This is a genomic window from Pseudomonas sp. WC1 (assembly GCF_050586565.1).
Taxonomy (GTDB): domain Bacteria; phylum Pseudomonadota; class Gammaproteobacteria; order Pseudomonadales; family Pseudomonadaceae; genus Aquipseudomonas.
The window spans coordinates 137,997-161,052 of sequence record NZ_JBOBDQ010000001.1; the positions used below are offsets into that span (position 1 = coordinate 137,997).

17 protein-coding genes are annotated in these 23,056 nt (G+C 64.1%); 4 read left to right on the forward strand and 13 right to left on the reverse strand.

Annotated features, from left to right (window positions below; genetic code table 11):
• Window positions 1–36: 36 nt before the first annotated feature.
• Together selO and trxC are read left to right on the forward strand one after the other, a co-directional pair.
• Window positions 37–1,497 carry a protein adenylyltransferase SelO gene (gene selO, locus ACQ4OD_RS00605; RefSeq protein ID WP_198754697.1) on the forward strand — a complete coding sequence of 487 codons (1,461 nt, stop codon included), beginning with the start codon at window positions 37–39 and terminating at the stop codon, window positions 1,495–1,497.
• A 129-nt stretch (window positions 1,498–1,626) separates the two neighbouring features.
• Entirely contained in the window at window positions 1,627–2,061 is a 435-nt protein-coding gene (gene trxC / locus ACQ4OD_RS00610) for a thioredoxin TrxC (RefSeq protein ID WP_102681765.1), read from the forward strand.
• Here trxC and ACQ4OD_RS00615 read toward each other — a convergent pair.
• Together ACQ4OD_RS00615 and ACQ4OD_RS00620 are read right to left on the reverse strand one after the other, a co-directional pair.
• The gene (locus ACQ4OD_RS00615) at window positions 2,058–2,831 is read right to left on the reverse strand and encodes a ParA family protein (RefSeq protein ID WP_094011035.1); all 774 of its coding nucleotides are present in this window, start codon (window positions 2,829–2,831) and stop codon (window positions 2,058–2,060) included. The two genes, trxC and ACQ4OD_RS00615, sit on opposite strands and share 4 nt — an antisense overlap.
• 52 nt (window positions 2,832–2,883) lie before the next feature.
• Window positions 2,884–3,789 carry a LysR family transcriptional regulator gene (locus tag ACQ4OD_RS00620; protein ID WP_102681766.1) on the reverse strand — a complete coding sequence of 302 codons (906 nt, stop codon included), beginning with the start codon at window positions 3,787–3,789 and terminating at the stop codon, window positions 2,884–2,886.
• Window positions 3,790–3,902: 113 nt separating this feature from the next.
• On the opposite strand from ACQ4OD_RS00620, the gene ACQ4OD_RS00625 reads away from it, so the two are divergent.
• Entirely contained in the window at window positions 3,903–5,144 is a 1,242-nt protein-coding gene (locus tag ACQ4OD_RS00625; RefSeq protein WP_139674125.1) for an MFS transporter, read from the forward strand.
• Window positions 5,145–5,244: 100 nt separating this feature from the next.
• Here ACQ4OD_RS00625 and ACQ4OD_RS00630 read toward each other — a convergent pair whose 3' ends face one another.
• The 11 genes from ACQ4OD_RS00630 to pilM form a co-directional block, all read right to left on the reverse strand.
• A complete protein-coding gene (locus ACQ4OD_RS00630) occupies window positions 5,245–5,592 on the reverse strand; it encodes a YgiW/YdeI family stress tolerance OB fold protein (protein WP_046853850.1) in 348 nt (115 codons plus the stop codon).
• A gap of 115 nt (window positions 5,593–5,707) precedes the next feature.
• On the reverse strand, window positions 5,708–6,772 hold the full coding sequence (hemE, locus tag ACQ4OD_RS00635) for a uroporphyrinogen decarboxylase (RefSeq protein ID WP_139674130.1): 1,065 nt from the start codon (window positions 6,770–6,772) through the stop codon (window positions 5,708–5,710).
• Between the two features lie 230 nt (window positions 6,773–7,002).
• Entirely contained in the window at window positions 7,003–8,421 is a 1,419-nt protein-coding gene (locus ACQ4OD_RS00640; protein WP_046853848.1) for an FAD-dependent oxidoreductase, read from the reverse strand.
• Between the two features lie 107 nt (window positions 8,422–8,528).
• Window positions 8,529–12,974 carry a glutamate synthase large subunit gene (gltB, locus tag ACQ4OD_RS00645; RefSeq protein ID WP_102681769.1) on the reverse strand — a complete coding sequence of 1,482 codons (4,446 nt, stop codon included), beginning with the start codon at window positions 12,972–12,974 and terminating at the stop codon, window positions 8,529–8,531.
• A 374-nt stretch (window positions 12,975–13,348) separates the two neighbouring features.
• Window positions 13,349–14,974, reverse strand: coding sequence for an AAA family ATPase (locus ACQ4OD_RS00650; RefSeq protein ID WP_430943702.1), 1,626 nt, complete (start codon window positions 14,972–14,974; stop codon window positions 13,349–13,351).
• A gap of 15 nt (window positions 14,975–14,989) precedes the next feature.
• The gene (aroB, locus tag ACQ4OD_RS00655) at window positions 14,990–16,087 is read right to left on the reverse strand and encodes a 3-dehydroquinate synthase (protein ID WP_023631794.1); all 1,098 of its coding nucleotides are present in this window, start codon (window positions 16,085–16,087) and stop codon (window positions 14,990–14,992) included.
• Between the two features lie 95 nt (window positions 16,088–16,182).
• Window positions 16,183–16,701 carry a shikimate kinase AroK gene (gene aroK, locus ACQ4OD_RS00660; RefSeq protein WP_038706967.1) on the reverse strand — a complete coding sequence of 173 codons (519 nt, stop codon included), beginning with the start codon at window positions 16,699–16,701 and terminating at the stop codon, window positions 16,183–16,185.
• 4 nt (window positions 16,702–16,705) lie between these two features.
• On the reverse strand, window positions 16,706–17,929 hold the full coding sequence (locus tag ACQ4OD_RS00665; RefSeq protein WP_102681771.1) for a type IV pilus secretin PilQ: 1,224 nt from the start codon (window positions 17,927–17,929) through the stop codon (window positions 16,706–16,708).
• Window positions 17,886–18,899, reverse strand: a complete 1,014-nt coding sequence (locus ACQ4OD_RS00670) for a pilus assembly protein PilP (protein ID WP_430943703.1) — start codon at window positions 18,897–18,899, stop codon at window positions 17,886–17,888. The genes ACQ4OD_RS00665 and ACQ4OD_RS00670 overlap by 44 nt, the downstream gene beginning before the upstream one ends.
• Window positions 18,896–19,435 (reverse strand): PilN domain-containing protein, encoded by a 540-nt coding sequence (locus ACQ4OD_RS00675; RefSeq protein WP_198754701.1) that lies wholly within the window; start codon window positions 19,433–19,435, stop codon window positions 18,896–18,898. Before ACQ4OD_RS00675 ends, ACQ4OD_RS00670 begins: the two co-directional genes overlap by 4 nt.
• The gene (gene pilM, locus ACQ4OD_RS00680; RefSeq protein ID WP_430943704.1) at window positions 19,432–20,328 is read right to left on the reverse strand and encodes a type IV pilus biogenesis protein PilM; all 897 of its coding nucleotides are present in this window, start codon (window positions 20,326–20,328) and stop codon (window positions 19,432–19,434) included. Before pilM ends, ACQ4OD_RS00675 begins: the two co-directional genes overlap by 4 nt.
• Before the next feature lie 168 nt (window positions 20,329–20,496).
• On the opposite strand from pilM, the gene ACQ4OD_RS00685 reads away from it, so the two are divergent.
• Complete coding sequence (locus ACQ4OD_RS00685; protein ID WP_372241262.1) at window positions 20,497–22,956, forward strand: penicillin-binding protein 1A; 2,460 nt, start codon at window positions 20,497–20,499, stop codon at window positions 22,954–22,956.
• Window positions 22,957–23,056: the final 100 nt, after the last annotated feature.

Below are 23,056 nucleotides of genomic sequence, written 5' to 3' on the forward strand. Positions count from 1 at the left end.
CGGCCCCAATGGCACCGAATTCAGGAGCAGGCCCCCGTGAAGTCCCTCGACCAACTCACCTTCGACAACCGCTTCGCCCAACTCGGCGATGCCTTCTCCACCCAGGTCCTGCCCGACCCGATCGCCGACCCACGCCTTGTCGTTGCCAGCAAATCGGCGATGGCCCTGCTCGACCTAGACCCCGCCCAGGCCGAACTGCCGGTGTTCGCCGAGCTGTTCAGCGGCCACAAGCTCTGGGAAGAAGCAGACCCGCGCGCGATGGTCTATTCCGGCCACCAGTTCGGCTCCTACAACCCGCGCCTGGGGGATGGCCGTGGCCTGCTGCTGGGCGAGATCCTCAACGAGGCCGGCGAACACTGGGACCTGCACCTCAAGGGCGCCGGCCAGACGCCCTACTCACGCATGGGTGATGGCCGTGCCGTACTGCGCTCGTCCATTCGCGAGTTCCTCGCCTCCGAAGCCCTGAGCGCCCTGGGCATCCCCAGCAGCCGGGCGCTGTGCGTGATCGGCTCGAGCACCGCAGTGTGGCGGGAAACCCGCGAAAGCGCCGCGATGCTGCTGCGCCTGGCACAGAGCCATGTGCGCTTCGGCCATTTCGAGTATTTCTACTACACGAAACAGCCCGAGCAGCAGCGTGTGCTCATCGACCATGTGCTGGAGCAGCACTATCCCGAATGCCGCAGCGCCGAGCAGCCCTACCTGGCCATGTTCCGCACCATTGTCGAGCGCAATGCCGAGCTGATCGCTCGCTGGCAGGCCTACGGCTTCTGTCACGGGGTGATGAACACCGACAACATGTCGATCCTCGGCATCACCTTCGACTTCGGCCCCTACGCCTTCCTCGACGACTTCGACGCCAACTTCATCTGCAACCACTCCGACGACCGCGGCCGCTACAGCTACGCCAACCAAGTGCCAATCGCCCATTGGAACCTCAGCGCCCTGGCCCAGGCCCTGACCACAGTGATCGAGGTCGAGCCGCTGAAGCAGACGCTGGCGCTGTTCCTGCCGCTGTACCAGGCCCACTATCTGGACCTGATGCGCCGCCGCCTGGGCCTGACCACCGCCGAGGACGACGACATGGCCCTGGTCGAACGCCTGCTGCAACGCATGCAGAGCGGCGGTGTGGACTACACGCTGTTCTTCCGCCGCCTGGGCGAGCAACCGGTGGCCGAGGCCCTGCAAATGGTGCGCGACGATTTCGTCGACCTGGCCGGTTTCGATGCCTGGGGTGCGGACTACCTGGCACGCTGCGAGCGTGAGCCGGGTAATGCCGAAGGTCGCCGTGAGCGGATGCATGCGGTCAACCCGCTGTACATACTGCGCAATTATCTGGCGCAGAAGGCTATCGAAGCGGCAGAGGCCGCTGACTACAGTGAAGTGCGTCGGCTGCATCAGGTGCTGAGCAAACCGTTCGAGGAACAGCCCGGGATGCAAGCGTATGCCGAGCGGCCGCCAGAGTGGGGCAAGCACCTGGAGATCAGCTGTTCATCCTGATTTCCATTGCTGCGCGTGAAACTCTGCGACGGCTTCCCCCTCAATCGCCGGCAAGCCGGCTCCCACAATGAGCGCGCCAACCCTGTGGAAGCTGCGGTTCGCCGACGCATCTTTCGACTGGAGACCCCAATGTCCAATCCGCTGGTAATCCCCTGCCCCCACTGCAACGGCCTCAACCGCATCCCCGCCGAGCGCCTGGGCGACACCCCGAAATGCGGCCGCTGCAAACAGAACGTGCTGCTGAGCACCTCGTTCGAGCTGACCGAAGGCAACTACGCCGCCCAGATCAAAGGCGACCTGCCGCTGCTGCTGGATGTCTGGGCCGACTGGTGCGGCCCGTGCAAGAGCTTCGCCCCGACCTTCGAACAAGCCGCGCGCCAGCTGTCGGGCCGCTGCCGCCTGGCCAAGCTCGACAGCGAGGCAAACCGCAACCTGGCTGGCCAGTTGGGTATCCGCTCGATCCCCAGCCTGATCCTGTTCAGGAACGGCCGCGAAGTGACCCGCCAGGCCGGCGCGTTTCCACTCCAGTCATTGCTGGAGTGGCTGCGCAGCCAAGGTATCTAGGCGCTACGCTCCAGCAGATCATGCAGCTCGACGAACTGCTGGGTCAGCTTGTGCCGTGGCTCCAGGTGGATCAGCGGCAGGCTGGCGTGGTGCGACTCACGCATCTTCACCGAACTGCCGAGGTAAACCGGTAGCACCGGCAGGCCCTCGGCCAGCAGTTCGTCGAGCATCTGCTGGGGCAGGCTGGCGCGGGACTGGAATTGGTTGACCACGATACCCTCGACCATCAGGTCGTCGTTGTGGTCTTCCTTGAGCTCATCGATCTCGGCCAGCAGGCCATACAGGGCCTGGCGCGAGAAGCTGTCGCAGTCGAAGGGGATCAGCACGCGATCTGCCGCGATCAATGCGGAAACCGCGTAAAAGTTGAGTGCTGGAGGGGTATCGATATAGATCCGCTCGTAATCCTCGTCCAGCTCATCGAGCAGTTTGCGCAGCTTGTTGATCTTGTGCTTGGCCTCGAGCTTGGGCTGCAGGTCGGCCAGCTCGGGGGTGGCAGTCACCACGTGGAGGTTGTCGAAGGGGGTTTCGTAGATATCGACCTTGTTCTTCTTGGCGAACGGCCCGCTGGACAGCGACTGCTTGAAAAAGTCGGCGATACCCATGGGGATGTCGTCGCCGGTCAGGCCGGTGAGGTACTGGGTCGAGTTGGCCTGGGCATCCAGGTCGATCAGCAAGGTCCGGTAGCCTTCACTGGCACTGACCGCCGCTAGATTGCAGGCAATGCTCGACTTGCCCACGCCACCTTTCTGATTGAACACCACGCGCCGCATGTCAGACCTCCGTGTATCAACGAATGCCCGAGTATGTGGCCAGCGCGGCGGTTTAGCCAGCACCTTCGGGCTGCTCAAGCCCGGCCAGCAACGCGACGAAGGCATTGGCCATGGCCGAGCCAGACGCTTCGCGGCGCACCAGCCACACGGCGGTCATGGCCTGCTCGTCGAGCAGTGTGCGATACACCACACCCTCGATGCGCATGCGCTGGAACGACGCTGGCAGCACTGACACACCCAGCCCCGCCGAGACCAGGCCGATGATAGTCATCGCCTCCCCGGCCTCCTGGGCAAAATGTGGGCTGAAACCCGCCTGGCGCGCCAGGCTCAGCAATTGGGCATGCAAGCCGCTGCCATAGCTGCGCGGAAAGAACACGAAGGGCTCGTGGGCCAGGGCCTGCATGTACAGCCCCTGCTCGCTGCCGCTGGCCAGCGGGTGCGATGCGTTGAGCACGGCCACCAGGGGTTCGCGGAACAGTTCGGTACAAACGATCCCGTCCGGCAGAGGCATCGGCCGCATCAGGCCCACCTCGATGGACTCGTCGAACACCGCCTCCACCACTTCACGGCTGCTCATTTCTTCCAGATTCAGATGCACCGATGGAAAACGCTGGCGAAAGGCGTGAATAGCCTTGGGAATCCGCGAGGTGAAAGGCGCCGACGAGGTGAAGCCGATCTTCATCTCGCCCAACTCGCCCAATTGCGCACGCCGGGCCACGTCGGCGGCCTTTTCCACCTGGGCCAGGACTTGCCGGGCCTCTTCGAGAAACAACCGCCCGGCCTCGCTGAGCTCGACCCGACGGTTGGTGCGCTCGAACAGTCGTGCGCCCAGCTCCTGTTCCAGGGCCTGGATCTGCTGGCTCAGCGGCGGTTGCGAGATGCCCAGTTGCTGGGCGGCGCGGCCGAAGTGCAGCTCTTCGGCCACAGCGATGAAATAACGCAGGTGACGCAGCTCCATGGTCGGCTCCGAACAGGTCGTTAAACGTCTTAAACAGGTCGAACAATATATTGGATCTAATCATTAGCCAGCTATATGATTTTTCCATCGCAACGCCCCGAGGTACCGCTCCTGTGAGATCCGCCGTCGCCCCCCTGCCCATCGAGCCCGACCCTGTCGTCAACGACATCTGGATCGAGAAAGGCACACCCGCCTTCATGAAGACCGTGCTGGCGCTGTTCAGCGGCGGCTTTGCCACCTTCGCCCTGCTGTACTGCGTGCAGCCCATGATGCCGCTGCTGTCGCAGGAGTTCGCCATCAACGCCGCGCAGAGCAGCCTGGTGCTGTCGGTGTCCACCGCCATGCTCGCCATCGGCCTGCTGATCACCGGCCCCATTTCCGACCGTATCGGCCGCAAGCCGGTGATGGTCTTCGCCTTGCTGTGCGCGGCTTTGGCGACCCTGGCCAGCGCGGTGATGCCAAGCTGGGAGCTGGTGCTGGCCAGCCGCGCGCTGGTGGGCCTGGCACTGAGCGGCCTGGCCGCGGTGGCGATGACCTACCTGAGCGAAGAGATCCACCCGCAGCACATTGGCCTGGCCATGGGGCTGTATATCGGCGGCAATGCCATCGGCGGCATGAGCGGGCGGCTGATCACCGGCGTACTGATCGACTTCGTCAGCTGGCACACGGCGATGCTGGTGATCGGCGGCCTGGCCCTTGTGGCGGCCGTGGTGTTCTGGAAGGTGCTGCCCGAATCGCGCAACTTCCGGGCTCAATCATTGAAACCCCGCAGCCTGCTGGACGGTTTCGTCATGCACTTCAAGGATGCCGGGCTACCCTGGCTGTTCCTCGAGGCCTTCCTGCTGATGGGCGCCTTCGTCACCTTGTTCAACTACATTGGCTATCGCTTGCTCGCCGGCCCCTACCATATGAACCAGGCGCTGGTCGGCCTGCTGTCGGTGGTGTACCTGTCGGGGATCTACAGCTCTGCGCAGGTCGGCGCGCTGGCCGACAAGCTCGGGCGGCGCAAGGTGTTCTGGGCCAGTATCGTGGTCATGGCCGGCGGCCTGCTCATGACATTGGCCAACCCGCTGGCCATGATCATTCTCGGCATGCTGGTGTTCACCTTCGGCTTCTTTGGCGCGCATTCGGTGGCCAGCAGCTGGATCGGCCGCCGGGCGCTGAGGGCCAAGGGGCAAGCTTCTTCGCTGTACCTGTTCAGCTATTACGCGGGGTCGAGTGTCGCCGGGACGGCGGGCGGGGTGTTCTGGCACCAGTGGGGCTGGAACGGTATCGGGCTGTTCATCGGCAGCCTGTTGGCGGTGGCGTTGCTGGTGGCGTTGCATTTGAGCAGGTTGGCGCCGAAGACTGCCTGAGTGGGGCTGCTTTGCAGCCCAATCGCCGCGGTTCGTCGCCACGACAAGCCGGCTCCCACAACCTTTTGGGAGCCGGCTTGCCGGCGATGAGGTCCTTGGATCAGTTGATGATCTCGACGATATCCACATCCACCTCACGGCTCATCAGGTGCTTTTCCACCTCGCCGGTCAGCTTGACCTTTGTCTTGTCGTTGAACGGCGTCGCTGGCAGGTCTTCGTCGTCGATCTCGACGGTGATGGTGCCGGTGTTGTCCTTGAACTCGTACTTGTCGTCGTTGTTGATCTTCTTGGTCACGTAGCCTTGCAGTACCACCGGGGTGTCGTCGGCGGCATCGTTGGCGGCAGCCACCGTGGTCACGGACTGGGCACCGGGGCCTGTGTAGCCGGCGGCCAGGGCGGCGGTGCTGAACAGTGGGGCGAGAATCAGGGGCAGGTAACGGGCTTTCATGATGATCGGGTCCTGTTTGCGTTTTGATGGCCCCAGATTACCGATGATCGCTGAATTGAAACTTAATACAACAAAAAGCCCGGCACTTGGCCGGGCTTTTTGCGTTGCACACCGGTTACTGGTGGTACTGCGCCGAAAGCTCATGCACGGCGTTGATGAATACGCCGGCGTGCTCCGGGTCGACTTCCGGGGTGATGCCATGGCCCAGGTTGAACACGTGGCCGCTGCCCTTGCCGTAGCTGGCCAGGATGCGCGCCACTTCCTTGCGAATCGCCTCGGGGTTGGCGTACAGCACGGTCGGGTCCATGTTGCCCTGCAACGCAACCTTGTCCCCGACGCGGCGGCGGGCATCGCCGATCTCGCAGGTCCAGTCCAGGCCCAGCGCGTCAGCACCTGCATCGGCGATGCTTTCCAGCCACAGGCCGCCGTTCTTGGTGAACAGGATCACGGGCACCTTGCGCCCTTCGTGCTCGCGGATCAGGCCGCTGACGATCTTGCGCATGTAGGCCAGGGAGAATTCCTGGTAGGCCGCCGCCGACAGGTTGCCACCCCAGGTATCGAAGATCTGCACCGCCTGAGCGCCCGCCTGGATCTGCCCGTTGAGGTAGCTGGTGACCGACTGCGCCAGCTTGTCCAGCAGCAGGTGCAGGGCCTGCGGGTTGTCATAGGCCATGGCCTTGATCTTGCGGAAGTCCTTGGACGAACCACCTTCCACCATGTAGGTGGCGAGGGTCCACGGGCTGCCGGAGAAGCCGATCAGCGGGACGCGGCCGTTGAGCTCGCGGCGGATGGTGCTGACCGCGTCCATCACGTAGCCCAGGTCCTGCTGCGGGTCGGGGATCGGCAACGCTTCGATGTCGGCCAGGCTGCTGATGACTTTCTTGAAGCGCGGGCCTTCGCCGGTCTCGAAGTACAGGCCCTGGCCCATGGCGTCGGGGATGGTGAGGATGTCCGAGAACAGGATCGCCGCGTCCAGCGGGTAGCGGTCCAGCGGCTGCAGGGTGACCTCGCAGGCGAACTGCGGGTTCATGCACAGGCTCATGAAGTCACCGGCCTTGGCGCGGCTGGCGCGATACTCCGGGAGGTAGCGGCCGGCCTGGCGCATCATCCATACCGGGGTGACATCTACGGGTTGCTTGAGCAGTGCACGCAGGAAACGATCGTTCTTCAGGGCAGTCATGTCGGCATCCGGAAAAAAAGTGCGGGCATTTTCTCAGACGCGGACGCAAAAGGCACGGCCATGGCCATGCGTTTTGTCTATCAGGTGCCATGGATCAAGCATTTTTGTATACAAAACGAGGTCTTGGGGTTGCATCTGATGGCCTCATCGCCGGCAAGCCGGCTCCCACAGGGTAAGGCACTGCCTTTGTGGGAGCCGGCTTGCCGGCGATGAGGCCGGTTCAGGCAACATCAGACTTCGAGGTAATCCAGAATGCCTTCGGCTGCGGTACGCCCTTCGAAGATCGCCGTCACCACCAGATCCGAACCCCGCACCATGTCACCACCGGCAAACACTTTCGGGTTGCTGGTCTGGTGCTTGAACTTGCCCTTCTCCGGAGCCACCACGCGGCCCTGGCTGTCCATCTGGATACCGAACTGCTCGAACCACGGCGCCGGGCTCGGGCGGAAGCCGAAGGCAATCACCACGGCGTCGGCCGGCAGGATCTCCTCGGAGCCCGGGATCGGCTCGGGGCTGCGGCGACCACGGGCATCCGGCTCGCCGAGACGGGTCTCGACCACCTTCACGCCCTCGACCTTGTCCTCGCCGACGATGGCGATGGGCTGGCGGTTGTAGAGGAACTTCACGCCCTCTTCCTTGGCGTTCTTCACCTCTTTGCGCGAACCCGGCATGTTGGCCTCGTCACGGCGATAGGCACAGGTCACCGACTTGGCGCCCTGGCGGATTGAGGTACGGTTGCAGTCCATCGCGGTGTCGCCACCGCCAAGCACCACGACCTTCTTGCCCTGCATGTCGACGAAGTCTTCCGGCGACTTCTCGAAACCGAGGTTGCGGTTGACATTGGCGATCAGGAAATCCAGCGCGTCGTGCACGCCCGGCAAGTCCTCGCCGGGGAAGCCGCCCTTCATGTAGGTGTAGGTGCCCATGCCCATGAACACCGCGTCGTACTCGGCGAGCAGTTGCTCCATGGTGATGTCGCGGCCCACCTCGGTGTTCAGGCGGAACTCGATGCCCATGCCGGTGAAGACTTCGCGGCGATTGCTCAGCACGGTCTTTTCCAGCTTGAACTCGGGGATGCCGAAAGTCAGCAGGCCACCAATCTCGGGGTTGCGGTCGAATACCACCGGGGTTACGCCGGCACGTACCAGCACGTCGGCACAGCCCAGGCCGGCCGGGCCGGCGCCGATGATGGCGACACGCTTGCCGGTCGGCTTGACCTTGGACATGTCCGGGCGCCAGCCCATGGCGAACGCGGTGTCGGTGATGTACTTCTCCACCGAACCGATGGTGACCGCGCCGAAGCCGTCGTTCAAGGTGCAGGCACCCTCGCACAGGCGGTCCTGCGGGCACACACGGCCACAGACTTCCGGCAGGGTGTTGGTCTGGTGCGACAGCTCGGCTGCCGCCAGGATGTTGCCCTCGGAAACCAGCTTCAACCAGTTGGGGATGAAGTTGTGCACCGGGCATTTCCACTCGCAATACGGGTTGCCGCAGCCCAGGCAGCGGTGCGCCTGCTCCACGGACTGCTGCGGCTTGAAGGGTTCGTAGATCTCGACGAACTCCTTCTTGCGCTGGCGCAGCAGCTTTTTCTTGGGGTCTTTGCGCCCCACTTCGATGAACTGGAAGTCGTTGCTCAGACGTTCAGCCATTTTTCAAAACCTCTTTACCGCAGTTGCCAGCTACACGCTGCAAGCTGCAAGACGATCACGTAAGCCCGACGAACCCCGCACACGGGGCTCGCCACTTGCAGCTGTTCTTACTGCGGGTTGGCACGGGTGCTGGACAACAGGTGCTTGAGGTTGGCCGCCTTCGGCTTGACCAGCCAGAAGCGCCGCACGTAGTCGTCCAGGTTCTCCGAGAGCTCACGCCCCCACTCGCTGCCGGTCTCTTCCACGTACTCGCCCAGGACCCGCGCCAGGTGGCTGCGGTAGGCTTCCATCGCCTCACCACTGATACGCTGGATTTCCACCAGCTCGTGGTTGAGTTTGTCGAAGAAGCTGTTGTCCATGTCGAGCACATAGGCGAAGCCGCCAGTCATGCCAGAACCGAAGTTGTAACCGGTCTTGCCCAGGACGCAGACAAAGCCGCCGGTCATGTATTCACAGCAGTGATCGCCGGTGCCCTCGACCACAGCGTGGGCGCCGGAGTTACGTACAGCGAAGCGCTCGCCCGCGGTGCCTGCGGCGAACAGCTTGCCGCCGGTGGCGCCATACAGGCAGGTGTTGCCGACGATGGCGCTGTGCTGGGTTTCGAACGGGCTGCCGGCCGGTGGCACGATGGTCACCTTGCCCCCGGTCATGCCCTTGCCGACGTAGTCGTTGGCGTCGCCTTCCAGGTGCAGGTTCAAACCGCCGGCGTTCCACACGCCGAAGCTCTGGCCCGCGGTGCCCTTGAAGCGGAAGGTGATCGGCGCCGCGGCCATGCCCTGGTTGCCGTGCAGCCTGGCGATTTCGCCAGAGATGCGCGCACCGATGGAACGGTCGCAGTTGCAGATGTCCATGGCGAATTCGCCACCAGCCATGTCGCGGATCGCCGGCAGGGCCATGGCGACCATCTTCTCGGCCAGTTCGCCCTGGTCGAACGGCGGGTTCTTGTCCACTTGGCAGAACTGCGGCTTGTCGGCCGGGATGTGCGAGCTGCCCAGCAGCGGTGACAGGTCGAGGTGGCCCTGGCGCTCGGTGTCGCCCGGCAGCACATCGAGCAAGTCGGTACGGCCGATCAGCTCGCCCAGGCTGCGCACGCCCAGCTTGGCCAGCCACTCGCGGGTCTCTTCGGCGACGAAGGTGAAGAAGTTGATCACCATGTCGACGGTGCCGATGTAGTGGTCCTTGCGCAGTTTGTCGTTCTGGGTGGCCACGCCGGTGGCGCAGTTGTTCAGGTGGCAGATGCGCAGGTACTTGCAGCCCAGGGCGATCATCGGCGCGGTGCCGAAGCCGAAGCTCTCGGCACCGAGGATCGCGGCCTTGATCACGTCGAGGCCGGTTTTCAGGCCGCCGTCGGTCTGCACCCGCACCTTGCCGCGCAGGTCGTTGCCGCGCAGGGTCTGGTGGGTTTCAGCCAGGCCCAGTTCCCACGGGGCACCGGCGTACTTGATCGAGGTCAGCGGCGAAGCGCCGGTGCCGCCGTCGTAGCCGGAAATGGTGATCAGGTCGGCATAGGCCTTGGCCACGCCGGCGGCAATGGTACCTACGCCGGCCTCGGCGACCAGCTTGACCGAAACCAGGGCCTGTGGATTCACCTGCTTGAGATCGTAGATCAGCTGGGCCAAGTCTTCGATCGAATAGATGTCGTGGTGCGGCGGTGGCGAGATCAGGGTCACGCCCGGTACCGCGTAGCGCAGCCTGGCAATCAGGCCGTTGACCTTGCCACCTGGCAGCTGGCCGCCCTCGCCGGGTTTGGCGCCCTGGGCGACCTTGATCTGCAGCACTTCGGCGTTGACCAGGTATTCCGGGGTCACGCCAAAGCGGCCGGTGGCCACCTGCTTGATCTTCGAGCTTTTGATGGTGCCGTAGCGGGCCGGGTCTTCACCGCCCTCACCGGAGTTGGAGCGCGCGCCCAGGCGGTTCATCGCCTCAGCCAGGGCTTCGTGCGCCTCTGGCGACAGCGCACCCAGCGAGATGCCGGCGGAGTCGAAGCGCTTGAGGATCGCGTCCAGCGGCTCGATTTCATCCAACGGCAGGGCCTGGTCGGCCACTTTCACTTTCAGCAGGTCGCGGATCATCGACACCGGACGCTGGTCGACCAACGTGGTGTATTCCTTGAACTTGGCGTAGTCGCCCTGTTGCACGGCGGCCTGTAGGGTGTTGACCACGTCCGGGTTGTAGGCATGGTATTCGCCACCATGGACGAACTTGAGCAGCCCACCTTGCTGGATCGGCTTGCGCGCGCTCCAGGCTTCGGCGGCCAGCAGCTTCTGGTCGCTCTCCAGGTCTTCGAAACGCGCCCCCTTGATGCGGCTCGACACGCCCTTGAAGCTCAGGCCAACCACTTCCTCGGACAGGCCGATGGCTTCGAACAGCTGGGCGCCACGGTACGAGGTGATGGTGGAGATGCCCATCTTCGACAAGATCTTCAGCAGGCCCTTGGAGATGCCCTTGCGGTAGTACTTGAACACTTCGTCCAGATCGCCCAGCACTTCGCCGGTGCGGATCAGGTCGGCCAGCACTTCGTAGGCCAGGTACGGATAGACAGCCGAGGCACCGAAGCCCAGCAGCACGGCGAAGTGGTGCGGGTCGCGAGCAGTGGCGGTCTCGACCAGGATGTTGCTGTCGCAACGCAGCCCTTGTTCGGTCAGGCGATGGTGTACTGCGCCTACGGCCAGCGAGGCGTGTACCGGCAGTTTGCCCGGGGCAATGTAGCGGTCGCTGAGCACCAGCTGGGTCTTGCCGCCGCGCACCGCTTCTTCGGCCTGGTCGGCGATATTGCGGATGGCCGCTTCAAGGCCGAGGCTTTGCTCATAGTTGAGGTCGATCAGCTGGCGGTCGAAACCTTCGCGCTCCAGGTTCATCAGCGAACGCCACTTGGCGGGCGAGATGACCGGCGAGCTGAGGATCACCCGCGAAGCGTGCTCGGGGGACTCCTGGAAGATGTTGCGCTCGGCGCCCAGGCAGATTTCCAGGGACATGACGATCGCTTCGCGCAGCGGGTCGATCGGCGGGTTGGTCACCTGGGCGAACTGCTGACGGAAGAAATCGTACGGCGAACGCACGCGCTGGGACAGCACGGCCATCGGCGTGTCGTCACCCATCGAGCCGACCGCTTCCTGGCCCTGCTCGCCGAGCGGGCGCAGCACCTGGTCACGCTCCTCGAAGGTGACCTGGAACATCTTCATGTACTGCTTGAGCTGGTCAGCGTCGTAGCTGGCCACGCCCTGGTCGTCGCTCAGGGTCGCCTGGATGCGCGTGGCGTGCTGGCGCAACCAACGCTTGTACGGATGGCGCGACTTCAGGCGGTTGTCGATGGCGTCGGTGTCGAGGATCTGGCCGGTCTCGGTATCGACGGCAAGGATCTGGCCTGGGCCGACACGGCCCTTGGCGACGACATCTTCAGGCTGGTAACCCCATACGCCGATCTCCGACGCGATGGTGATATAGCCGTTGGTGGTGGTGACCCAACGCGCCGGGCGCAGGCCGTTGCGGTCGAGCAGGCACACCGCGTGGCGGCCTTCGGTCATGACGATACCGGCCGGGCCATCCCACGGTTCCATGTGCATGGAGTTGTATTCGTAGAAGGCGCGCAGGTCGGCGTCCATGGTCTCGACGTTCTGCCAGGCTGGCGGTACCAGCATGCGCACGCCGCGGAACAAGTCGATGCCGCCAGTGACCATCAGCTCGAGCATGTTGTCCATGCTGGATGAGTCGGAACCGACGCGATTGACCAGCGGACCGAGCTCTTCGAGGTCGGGGATCAGGTCGTTGGCGAACTTGGTGCGACGGGCCATGGCCCAGTTGCGGTTGCCGGTGATGGTGTTGATCTCGCCGTTGTGGGCGAGGAAGCGGAAGGGCTGCGCCAGCGGCCACTTCGGCAGGGTGTTGGTGGAGAAGCGCTGGTGGAACACGCAGATTGCGGTCTGCAGGCGCTCGTCACCGAGGTCCGGATAGAACGCCGCGAGATCGCGCGGCATCATCAGGCCTTTGTAGATGATGGTCTTGTGCGAGAAGCTGCAGATGTAGTGGTCGGCGTCGTGGGCGTTGGCCACGGACGAACGGCGACGGGCACTGAACAGCTTGATGGCGAATTCCTGATCGCTCAGGCCTTCGCCGCCGATGAACACCTGTTCGATCTGCGGCAGGCGCTCCAGGGCCAGGCGGCCAAGGACGCTGGTATCGATCGGCACCTTGCGCCAACCCACCAGCTTGAGGCCGGCGTTGACGATCTCGCGATCCATGTTGGCGCGGGCGGCTTCGGCTTTGACCGGGTCCTGGTTGAAGAACACCATGCCGACGGCGTACTGCCTGGGCAGCTCGACGGCGAAGTGCTCCTGTGCCACGGCGCGCAGGAATTGATCGGGCTTCTGCATGAGCAGACCGCAACCGTCGCCGGTCTTGCCGTCGGCGTTGATGCCGCCGCGGTGGGTCATGCAGGTCAGCGCCTGCATGGCGGTTTGCAGAAGGTGGTGACTCGGCTCGCCCGTCATATGGGCGATCAGGCCGAAACCACAGTTGTCCTTGAATTCTTCGGGATGGTACAGACCTGTTTTCATAGACACTTTCTCACCAGGTTTACCTCTCAACCGGAGGCAAATCTCTTTTTTAACAACCACTTACCATCCACGCCGATCAAACGCCAGCTTTTTTGCGGTGGCCATGGAAAACCATTGTTGCACAGCGACAGCGACGCCCACAAATTTTCATGTCTCACCATTGAAAATTTATGTCGCAATTTTGAATGTTTTTAAGTCGTTCGCCGTGATAGCGGCTTGACTGGAGTCTGAAGCGTTTCAGCCAGGACTGCAAGAAAGGGCTTGTGGCCGGCAGTCTGGGACAGAAAAGCCTGCCGCGCTTGGGCGCAGCAGGCTAGTTGAAAGCTAGAAGTCGCTCAGCAACTGGGCGGCGGGGTGATGCCGCCCGGAAGGTATCAGCGGGCCGTGGCCAGCTCTTGTTGGACGCTGCCCACGGTACGTGGCCAAGGTTTACCAGCCTGGACCTTGGCTGGCAAGTTCTTGATTGCCGCAGCGGCGGCATCGCGGTTGGCGAAGTTGCCGTAGGTCACCACGTACAGCGGCTTGCCCTGCAGGTTTTTCCTGAAGTAGCGATAGTCGCCACCCTGCGCCTTGACGAACGACTGCGCCGACGCCTCGGAGCTGGTGCCGAAGATCTGTACCACGTAATTACCGGGCTTCTGGCCAGCGTACCAGCTGCTGTTGCCGGCCCCGCCAGCAGCCGGTTTTTCGGCAGGTTTGGCTGCAGGCTTGGCGCTCGCGACCTGGGTCGGGGCCGGGGCCGGCTTGGCAGGTGCAACCGGCTTTGCCGGTTGGGTTGCTACAGGTTTTGTCGCAGGCGCAACCGGCTGTACCGGAGCGCTGGTCACCGGCTGGGCCGGGGCCGGCGCAGGACTGGCGGTGGCACCTTGCGGCGGCGCGATGGTGGTCACGGTCGGCGGCACGGCAGCCGATGGCGTGGCTGGCTGCAGTGCAGTGTTGTCGGCCGGCCCGCCGTCTTCACCTTCACCCATGCCAGCGGCCTGGGCCAGCGGTTCGCGCATTACCGGCTGCGACTGGCCGACCAGCGGCAACGGCATGGGCTGCGAGGAGCCGGAGAACTCGATGGCGGGCGCGCCGCCGTTGCCGCCCTGACCCAGGGGCAGTTGGGCCTGGGCAGCGGGGGGCGCGTCGGCCGGGGCCTTGTCGCCTTTCTTGGGCATCAGGACCGCCGCGCCAACGGCGACCACGACCACTGCGGACAACGCGAGCACGTGTTTCTTAGGCATTTTGAACCCCATGGATGGTCGCTTGACCGTGGTACGGCTGGCGATCATGGCTTCGATCAAGGTATCGCGGGCGACCTGGTTGATGTTCCCAGGCCAGCCGTCGGCGTTTTCGTGGATGTCGACGATCTGCTCGGCGGTGAACACCTCGATGCCCCGGCCAGCACCCTCCAGGCGCTGCTCCAGGTACTCGCGGGTTTCTTCCTCGCTGTACGGGGCCAGTTCAATGACGTGGAAGCGCTCGCCATCGGCATTGAGCTCATCCAACCCGGCGATCAGCGAAGGCTCGCCGAACAGGAACACGTGCGGACGCCCTTCAGCTACGCCTGCCGCCAACTCCAGCAACGCTTGGAGTGCCGACTCGTCAAGTTGTTCCGCATCGTCCACCAGCAGATAGACTTCCTGGCCGGTCAGCGCCAGCTGCACCACCTGCGACAGGATCGCCTGCACTTCCGGCTGCGCCACGCCCAGCGACTGCGCCACCTGACCGAGCACGCTGGCCGCGTCGCTGGCGCCACGGGCGGATACCACCACGCTTTGCACCGACTGCTTGTTGGTGCTGGCCACCAACGCCTGGCGCAGCAAAGTCTTGCCGCTGCCCACAGGGCCGGTGACCGCCAGCATCAACTGGCTGTAACGCGCCAGGTGGTGCAGCTGGCCAAGCACTGGCTTGCGCTGGGCGGGAAAGAACTTGAAACCGGGCACCCGGGGTGCGAACGGATCGTGGCTCAGCTGGTAATGATCGAGAAACGCCTCATCGGCATGCAGACTGGTCATTGCGTTGTCACAACCTCAAAGCTGGGCCACGATCGCGCGGTAATCCGCCGCCAGCGTGGCCTGAAGAATCTCTGTCGAATAGTCGTCGGTGACGACGGCCTCGCCCAGCTGGCGCAGCAGCACCAGGCGCAGGCGCCCGTCGAGCACTTTCTTGTCGACCGCCATGTGCTCCATGAAATGCGCCGGGGTCATTTCCTGTGGTGGCACCACCGGCAATCCTGCGTCCTGCAGCAGGCGAATTCCGCGATCACGCGCCGGCTGGTCGATCCAGCCCAGGCGCATGGACATTTCCAGGGCCATGACCGTGCCGGCCGCCACGGCTTCGCCGTGCAGCCAGACGCCATAACCCATGTGTGTTTCGATGGCATGGCCGAAGGTGTGGCCAAGGTTGAGCGTGGCACGCACGCCCGATTCGCGCTCATCAGCACCAACCACGGCGGCCTTGGCCGCGCAGGAGCGACGGATGGCCTCGGTCAGGGCGACGGAGTCCAGGGCGCGTAGCGCCTGCATATTGTCCTCGAGCCAGGCGAGGAATGGCTTGTCGCAGATCAGGCCGTACTTGATGACTTCGGCGAGACCGGCGGACAACTCACGCGCAGGCAAGGTTTTCAGGCTGGTAGTGTCGATCAGCACTGCGTTGGGCTGGTAGAAGGCACCGACCATGTTCTTGCCCAGCGGGTGGTTGATGCCGGTCTTGCCGCCCACCGAGGAGTCCACCTGGGACAGCAGCGTGGTGGGCACCTGGATGAAGTCGACCCCACGCTGGTAGCAGGCCGCGGCAAAGCCGGCCATGTCACCGATCACCCCGCCACCGAGGGCGACCACGGTGGTGCGCCGGTCATGACGCGCGGTCAGCAGGGCATCGAAGATCAGTTGCAGGGTTTCCCAATTCTTGTGGGCCTCGCCGTCGGGCAACACCACCGGCAGCACCGAGTAGGCACCCAGGGTCTTGCTCAGGCGTTCGAGGTACAGGGGTGCGACGGTCTCGTTGGAGACGATGGCGACCTGCCGGCCGGCAATATGCGGCGCCAGCAGCTCGGGCTGGTCAAGCAGGCCTTCGCCAATGTAGATCGGGTAGCTACGCTCGCCCAGGTCGACCTTAAGTGTCTGCATGTATCCCCACAATGTACTTGGGCGCGGTGGCGCTGTGGCCCCACGCGGTGACGTTCAACCCCGTCTCGGCGTTGGTCGCCGAGGATAGACCCCGCTCAGCGGGGCGGCAACTTCTGCAGACGCTCGAGAATGTCGAGCACGACCATGCGCGGTGGCCGTTCGTCGGTTTCCACCACCAGGTCGGCAATCTCGCGATAGAGCGGGTCGCGTGTTTCAAGCAGGGCACGCAAAGTGGCTTCCGGGTTGGCGGTGCGCAACAGCGGTCGGTTGCGGTCACGGGAGGTGCGCCCCACTTGCTGCTCCACCGAGGCATGCAGGTAGATCACCCGGCCACCGGCATGCAGCGCGGCACGGTTGGCGTCGCGCATCACTGCGCCGCCACCGGTCGCCAGAACCACACCATCAAGCGCGCAGAGTTCGGCGATCATCGCCTGCTCGCGGTCGCGAAAGCCCGGCTCGCCTTCCTTGTCGAAGATCCACGGTATGTTGGCGCCGGTTCGCAGCTCGATTTCCTTGTCGGAATCCTTGAACAGCAGGCGCAGCTCTTTGGCCAACAGGCGCCCGATGGTGCTTTTTCCAGCGCCCATGGGCCCTACAAGTATCAAATTTCGCACAGAATCAACGACTCACAGCAATCGCCTGGTCACTCATGATACGCGGAGTCAGGAAGACCAGCAGCTCGGATTTTTTCTCTTGTAATGCATCGCGTCGAAACAGCCGCCCAACATACGGCAGATCACCGAAAAATGGCACCTTGTCGACCACTTTGTTCTGCGACGTCGAGTACACGCCACCAATCACAATGGTCTGCCCATCGGCCACCCGGACCTTCGCCGTGACCTCATTCTTGCGGATCGGCGGCACATCGTTCAGCGCATTGATGAAGTCGGGCTCGTCCTTGGTCACACGCACATCCATCACTACCTTGCCATCCGGGGTGATCTGCGGCGTCACCTCCAGCGACAGGGAGGCCTCGCGAAAGGAAATCGAGGTGGCGCCACTGCGGGTGGTCTCCTGATACGGCACTTCGGTGCCCTTGAGTATGCGCGCAGTCTCCTTGTCGGCCGTGACCACCTTGGGCTGGGAGATGACCTCGCCATTGCCGCTCTTCTCCATGGCGCTGAGCTCCAGGTCCAGCAGAATGTCGCTGCGCAGCAACCCCACCCCGAGCCCGGCATTGGCCCGCTCGACCCCGAGATCGACGAACAGGTCGCTACCCAGGCGACTGTCCCCCCCATACAACGGGCCACCCCATCGCACGCCCAGCACCTTCTCGTAATCGACGCTGGCCTCGACGATACGCGCCTCGATCATGACCTGGCGCACCGGCACATCCAGTTGCGTCACCAGCCTGCGCAGCTCGGCAAGCCGTTCGCCAGGCTGGGTGACCACCAGCGTGTTGGTCCGCGCATCCACACTGAGGCTGCCGCGCCCCGTCAGAATGCCGTCATCGGCCAGGCTCGCCAGCAACAGCTCCGCCAGCTCGGCGGCCTTGGCATGAAAGACCGGGATCAGTTCACGCCGCAAGGGCTCCAGCAACACCTCCTCGCCCATACCCCGGGCCTGCCCGGCCAGTTCCGCAACGGGGGCGATCAGCAGCACATTACCCTCCTGGCGCCTACCCAGCCCCTTGCTGCGCAGCACCAGGTCGAGCGCCTGCCCCCAGGGCACGTCCTCCAGGCGCAGGGTTATCCGCCCCTGCACCGAATCACTGGCAACCAGGTTGACGCCGGCGTGCTCGGCCATGACCTTAAGCACCGAGCGCAGCTCGACATCCTGGAAGTTGAGCGACATCGGCTCACCCTGAAGCTCCGCTGCCTGCACCGCCAGGATGCTCAACATCAACCCCACGCCGCTCAACCATCGTCTCGGCCTCATCCCTGACCTCTCCTTGCTCACGTTCTACAAGCACCAGATACCTGGAACGCGCCTGCCAACGCCCGCCAAGGTAGATCTGCTCGCGGACCTCCAGCCGATCGGCATCGATTGCCACCACGACCCCCTCATCCAACCCGAGCCGGTCGCCTTGACCGACCCGATACACGTGTCCCGCCGAACGCAACAACGCCTGGCGGCGCCCTGACTGGGACAGGCTTCCGACCATTTCCAATCGCGCCAAGGGAATATGCCGCAGCTCTTTACCGTGTGTGGCGGGTAACCAGGCCTGAAATGGATCGAACGTGGTCTTCGACTGAGCAGCCTGGGCAGGCTCATCCGCCAAGGCAGCCGGCACGGGAAGCTCTTCCCCTGGGTGATAGGCATGTATCAGCAACCGTGCGCCAACCACCCCTGTGCCCTCTTCCTGCAAGGCCAACCTGAGATGGGGCACGTTCAGCAAACGCAACTGCTGTAGCCACTGCTCAAGCCATAAGCGCAACGCCGGGTAGCGCCCGTGCACGCTGATATCCAGAGGCTGCAGACGGTACCCTGCTGCCTGCAGCGCTTCGTTTACCTCGATGCGTTCGAACGACAGGCCATGCTCATGGCCCGACAAGGCCAACTGGTCAAGCAGTTCACTCATGCCCTCGCCCGCAGCCAGTCGCCATCGCAACGCTTGCAGCCCCATCCTGGCTTGTTCCAGAGCCTGCTGCGCTCGCTCCAGCTCGACAAGTTTTCCCGCCCCATCCTCCAGGACGCCCTGTAGCTGCAACTGTCTCTGGACTGCCTCGGCATGCCTATTGAGCGGCTCACGCAGGCGGGCGAAATAACCCACAAAAGTCACCAGAAACAGCAACCCTGCTGCCACCACCCACCGGAACAACCGGGACCGGGCCGCCAGGCCCTGCCAATCCTGGGCCCACAGGCGGTTCATGACTCACCCGCCAACAAGCGCGCCGCCAGCAGGAATTCATCGCCCTGGCCATGACGCCGCAAGTGAACAAGCTGCAGGTCCCGTACCATCGTTACCTGCTCCAAGCCGCGCATAAGCCGGGCCACCACTGAAGCAGAGGCTGCCAATCCGGCAAGGCGCAGATGCCCGTCCTCCACACCCACCTCGGTCAAGCGCGCGCCTTCGGGCATTGCCTGCTCCAATGCGAGAAACAGCCCAGGCAACTGCGCTCGCGCTGCGTCCAGCGCAGACACCGCCGCTTGCTCGGCCGACAACGCATCCCGTGTTTCACGCAACTGGTCGATCTGCCGCAGCGAAGCGTCCAACCGCTCAACGGCCGCCTGCTGCGTGGCGACAACCTGCGCCTGTCTGGCCAGACGCGACCGCGCCGTTCGATCGAGCAACATGACCCCGCACAGCGCCACCACCAGCGTGGCGACCAGGGTGATCTGGAATCGCCGCACAACGCTTGCCCGGCGCTGTTCGCGCCAGGGCATCAGATTCAGTCGTCCTTTCATGCCAGGCCTCCCATTGCCAAGCCACAGACCAAGGCCATGGCGGCAGCGGGCACGCTGGCTTCATCGAATTCGCCGGCCAGAGGCCCCGGGCGGCCGACATGGCATTTCACGCCCAGACGCTCGGACAGCTCTGCTGCCCGAACCTCATCGGCGGTGGCCCCGAACAACACAACTTGCTCCAACGCGCCCTCGGCACCCGACTGCCAGAGCCCCTCGACAGCCTCGGCCCAACGCGCCACAGAGGGCACGACACGGCGCTGCCGATGCGGTATGTGGCCTCCCTGCCAACGATGCAGGACTACCTCGTCCCGCTCCAACTGCAGCAGCGCCGTGACGCTTGCCTGCGCCTCGGCCACCAATGCCCGGCGCAACGCAAAGCTGTCCACCTCCACAGCTACCAACTGCAGGCTGGCTTGCGCGAACACGCGCTCCAGTGGGTCGAGCTGACTTTGCCTACAGGCCACCACCAACACCTCGACCTGCCCGGCATCCTCCGCGCATGGGCCATACACCTGGAAATCCAGGGCAAGGTCTTCCACAGGAAAGGGAAACAGCTGCTCGGCCTGTGCAAGCAAGGCGGCTTCGACGCCATGGCCGGGCAACCCTGCAGGCAGGCGGCAAACCTTGCAGATGACCTGCGATGCCGGCAACGCCAGGGCGACCCGGGACTGCGAAGTCCGACACCTGGCATGTGCCTGTCGCAGTCCCGCGACCAGGCACTCCACCTCGTCACGCCCCAATGAACTGCCTGGCGCGTCACCAAGGCGCTCTTGCGCCCAACCCATCACCCGACAACCGCCACGCTCGCGGCGCAGGTGCAGCATCCGTACGGCGTCGGAGGCGATTTCCACCCCCAGCAGTGAACCGGCGTCCCTGCCAAAGCGTCCAAGCATGGCTGTTCCTTCCTGGTCATTGGCTGCCTGCCCCCTTGCGGCGCAGGCGGTCGTCCCTCTCCCCGGGCGGTCACCCGACGGGGCGAAAAATGCTTATAATGGCCAGCGTTTTCCTGCCCGCCGGCCCTGCGCGCAATCCACTCTCAACCTGGACACCCAAAAGCCTTGATACGCCTGCTGAAGTTCTTCTGGTGGTCTCTCGTCGCCGTCATCTGCGCGCTCGTTCTCGGTGTGAGCGGTGCGTTTCTGTATCTTAGTCCCAACCTGCCCTCGGTCGACGCGCTCAGAAGCGTCCAGTTGCAAATCCCCCTGAGGGTCTACAGTAGCGACGGCAAGCTGATCGCCGAGTTCGGCGAGATGCGGCGCTCGCCGATCAAGTTCCAGGAAATTCCCCCACAGTTCATCCAGGCGCTTCTGTCCGCTGAGGACGACAATTTCCTCAACCACTATGGCGTCGACCCTAGCAGCCTGATGCGCGCGGCCTCGCAGTTGGTCAAGTCCGGGCACATCCAGAGCGGCGGCAGCACCATCACCATGCAGGTGGCAAAGAACTTCTTCCTCACCAGCGAACGCAGCTTCTCGCGCAAGACCAACGAGATTCTCCTGGCCCTGCAGATCGAGCGGGAATTGACCAAGGACGAAATTCTCGAGCTGTACGTCAACAAGATCTACCTGGGCAACCGTGCCTACGGCATCGACGCCGCGGCACAGGTGTACTACGGCAAGTCGATTCGCGACGTCAGCCTGGCGCAGATGGCCATGATCGCCGGCCTGCCCAAGGCACCCTCGCGCTTCAACCCGCTGGCCAACCCGGTACGCGCCAAGGAGCGCCGCGACTGGATCCTCGGGCGCATGTACAAACTCGGCAAGATCGATGAAGCCAGCTACCAGGCCGCCCTGGCTGAACCGCTGAATGCCAGCTACCACGTACCGACCCCGGAAGTGAATGCGCCGTACGTCGCCGAGATGGCCCGGGCCGAGATGGTCGGTCGCTACGGCAGCGACGCCTATACCGAAGGCTTCCGGGTCACCACCACGGTGCCGAGCGACATGCAGCAGATGGCCAACAGCGCGGTCCTTAACGGCCTCAGCGAGTACGACGAACGCCACGGCTACCGCGGCCCCGAGGCGCGCTTCCCTGGCAAGACGCGTGCGGCCTGGCTGCAGGAGCTGAGCAAGCAACGCACCCTGGGTGGCCTGGAGCCCGCCATCGTCACCCAGGTCGAGAAGACCGGGTTGAAGGTGATGACCCGTGGCGGCCTGGAGGAAAACGTCGCCTGGGACACCATGAAATGGGCCCGCCCTTACCTCAACAGCAACTCGCAGGGGCGCTCGCCGCAATCAGCGGCCGATGTGGCCCAGGTCGGCGACCTGGTGCGCCTGCAACGCCAGGAGGATGGCAAGCTCAAGTTCAGCCAGGTGCCCGGCGCCCAGAGCGCACTGGTCACCCTCGACCCTTACAACGGTGCCATCCGCGCCTTGGTCGGCGGTTTCTCCTTCGAGCAGAGCAACTACAACCGCGCCGTGCAGGCCAAGCGCCAGCCAGGCTCGAGCTTCAAGCCATTCGTCTACAGCGCCGCCCTGGACAACGGCTACACCGCCGCCAGCCTGGTCAACGATGCTCCGATCGTGTTCGTCGACGAGTACCTGGACAAGGTCTGGCGCCCGAAGAACGACACCAACACCTTCCTCGGCCCGATCCGCATGCGCGAAGCGCTGTACAAGTCGCGCAACCTCGTATCGATCCGCCTGTTGCAGGCGATGGGCGTGGATCGCACCATCGACTACATCGCCAAGTTCGGCTTCAACAAACAGGACCTGCCGCGCAACCTGTCGCTGGCACTGGGCACCGCGACACTCACGCCGATGGAGATCGCCACCGGCTGGAGCACCTTCGCCAACGGCGGCTACAAGATCAGCCCGTACCTTATCGAGCGTGTCGAGAGCCGCAACGGCGAAACCCTGTTCACCGCCAACCCGCCACGCGTACCGCAGGGCAGCCAGGACCAGGCCGGCCTCGCCGCACCTGAGGCACCCATCAGCACCGCCCCGATGCCAGGCGAAGCGCTGTCGGCCGCAGGGCAGCTCACCCCGCCCCCCCAAGTGTCCCAGGCGCCCGCCGTTGCCGAGCAGATCATCGATGGCCGCACCTCGTACATTCTCACCACCATGCTGCAGGACGTGATCAAGCGCGGTACCGGCCGCCGAGCTCTGGCCCTTGGCCGCTCGGACCTGGCGGGCAAGACCGGCACCACCAACGAGTCCAAGGACGCCTGGTTCTCCGGCTACAACGCTGACTATGTCACTACCGTGTGGGTCGGCTTCGACCAGCCGGAAACCCTGGGGCGCCGCGAATACGGCGGCACCGTGGCCCTGCCAATCTGGATGAGCTTCATGGGCGCCGCGCTCAAGGGCATGCCCGAGCACCCACCTGCCGAACCCGAAGGCATCCTCAGCCTGCGCGTCGACCCAATCAGCGGCCGCGCCGCTACACCGAGCACGCCGAACGCCTACTTCGAACTGTTCAAGGCCGAGGACTCGCCACCGTCGGCGGACGAACTGGGCAACGGCGCAGCACCGGGCAGCCCGCTGCCGGCAGATGAAGCAGCGCCGATGGATCTGTTCTAAAGGGCAACCTTTGAAGGTTTTTGGTGAGGGCCGCCAGGTGCTCGCCGAAAACCTTGCAGCGCTCGATCTGGTAGGCGCTGCAAGACTGTCGGCGAGCACC

What these genes read in the sequence shown, in the direction of transcription:
- trxC (WP_102681765.1), top strand. Translation starts at nt 1,627, where the DNA reads ATGTCCAATCCGCTGGTAATCCCCTGCCCCCACTGCAACGGCCTCAAC.
- ACQ4OD_RS00615 (WP_094011035.1), bottom strand. Translation starts at nt 2,831, where the DNA reads ATGCGGCGCGTGGTGTTCAATCAGAAAGGTGGCGTGGGCAAGTCGAGC.
- ACQ4OD_RS00620 (WP_102681766.1), bottom strand. Translation starts at nt 3,789, where the DNA reads ATGGAGCTGCGTCACCTGCGTTATTTCATCGCTGTGGCCGAAGAGCTG.
- ACQ4OD_RS00630 (WP_046853850.1), bottom strand. Translation starts at nt 5,592, where the DNA reads ATGAAAGCCCGTTACCTGCCCCTGATTCTCGCCCCACTGTTCAGCACC.
- hemE (WP_139674130.1), bottom strand. Translation starts at nt 6,772, where the DNA reads ATGACTGCCCTGAAGAACGATCGTTTCCTGCGTGCACTGCTCAAGCAA.
- ACQ4OD_RS00640 (WP_046853848.1), bottom strand. Translation starts at nt 8,421, where the DNA reads ATGGCTGAACGTCTGAGCAACGACTTCCAGTTCATCGAAGTGGGGCGC.
- gltB (WP_102681769.1), bottom strand. Translation starts at nt 12,974, where the DNA reads ATGAAAACAGGTCTGTACCATCCCGAAGAATTCAAGGACAACTGTGGT.
- ACQ4OD_RS00650 (WP_430943702.1), bottom strand. Translation starts at nt 14,974, where the DNA reads ATGACCAGTCTGCATGCCGATGAGGCGTTTCTCGATCATTACCAGCTG.
- aroB (WP_023631794.1), bottom strand. Translation starts at nt 16,087, where the DNA reads ATGCAGACACTTAAGGTCGACCTGGGCGAGCGTAGCTACCCGATCTAC.
- ACQ4OD_RS00665 (WP_102681771.1), bottom strand. Translation starts at nt 17,929, where the DNA reads ATGTTGAGCATCCTGGCGGTGCAGGCAGCGGAGCTTCAGGGTGAGCCG.
- ACQ4OD_RS00670 (WP_430943703.1), bottom strand. Translation starts at nt 18,899, where the DNA reads ATGAACCGCCTGTGGGCCCAGGATTGGCAGGGCCTGGCGGCCCGGTCC.
- ACQ4OD_RS00675 (WP_198754701.1), bottom strand. Translation starts at nt 19,435, where the DNA reads ATGAAAGGACGACTGAATCTGATGCCCTGGCGCGAACAGCGCCGGGCA.
- pilM (WP_430943704.1), bottom strand. Translation starts at nt 20,328, where the DNA reads ATGCTTGGACGCTTTGGCAGGGACGCCGGTTCACTGCTGGGGGTGGAA.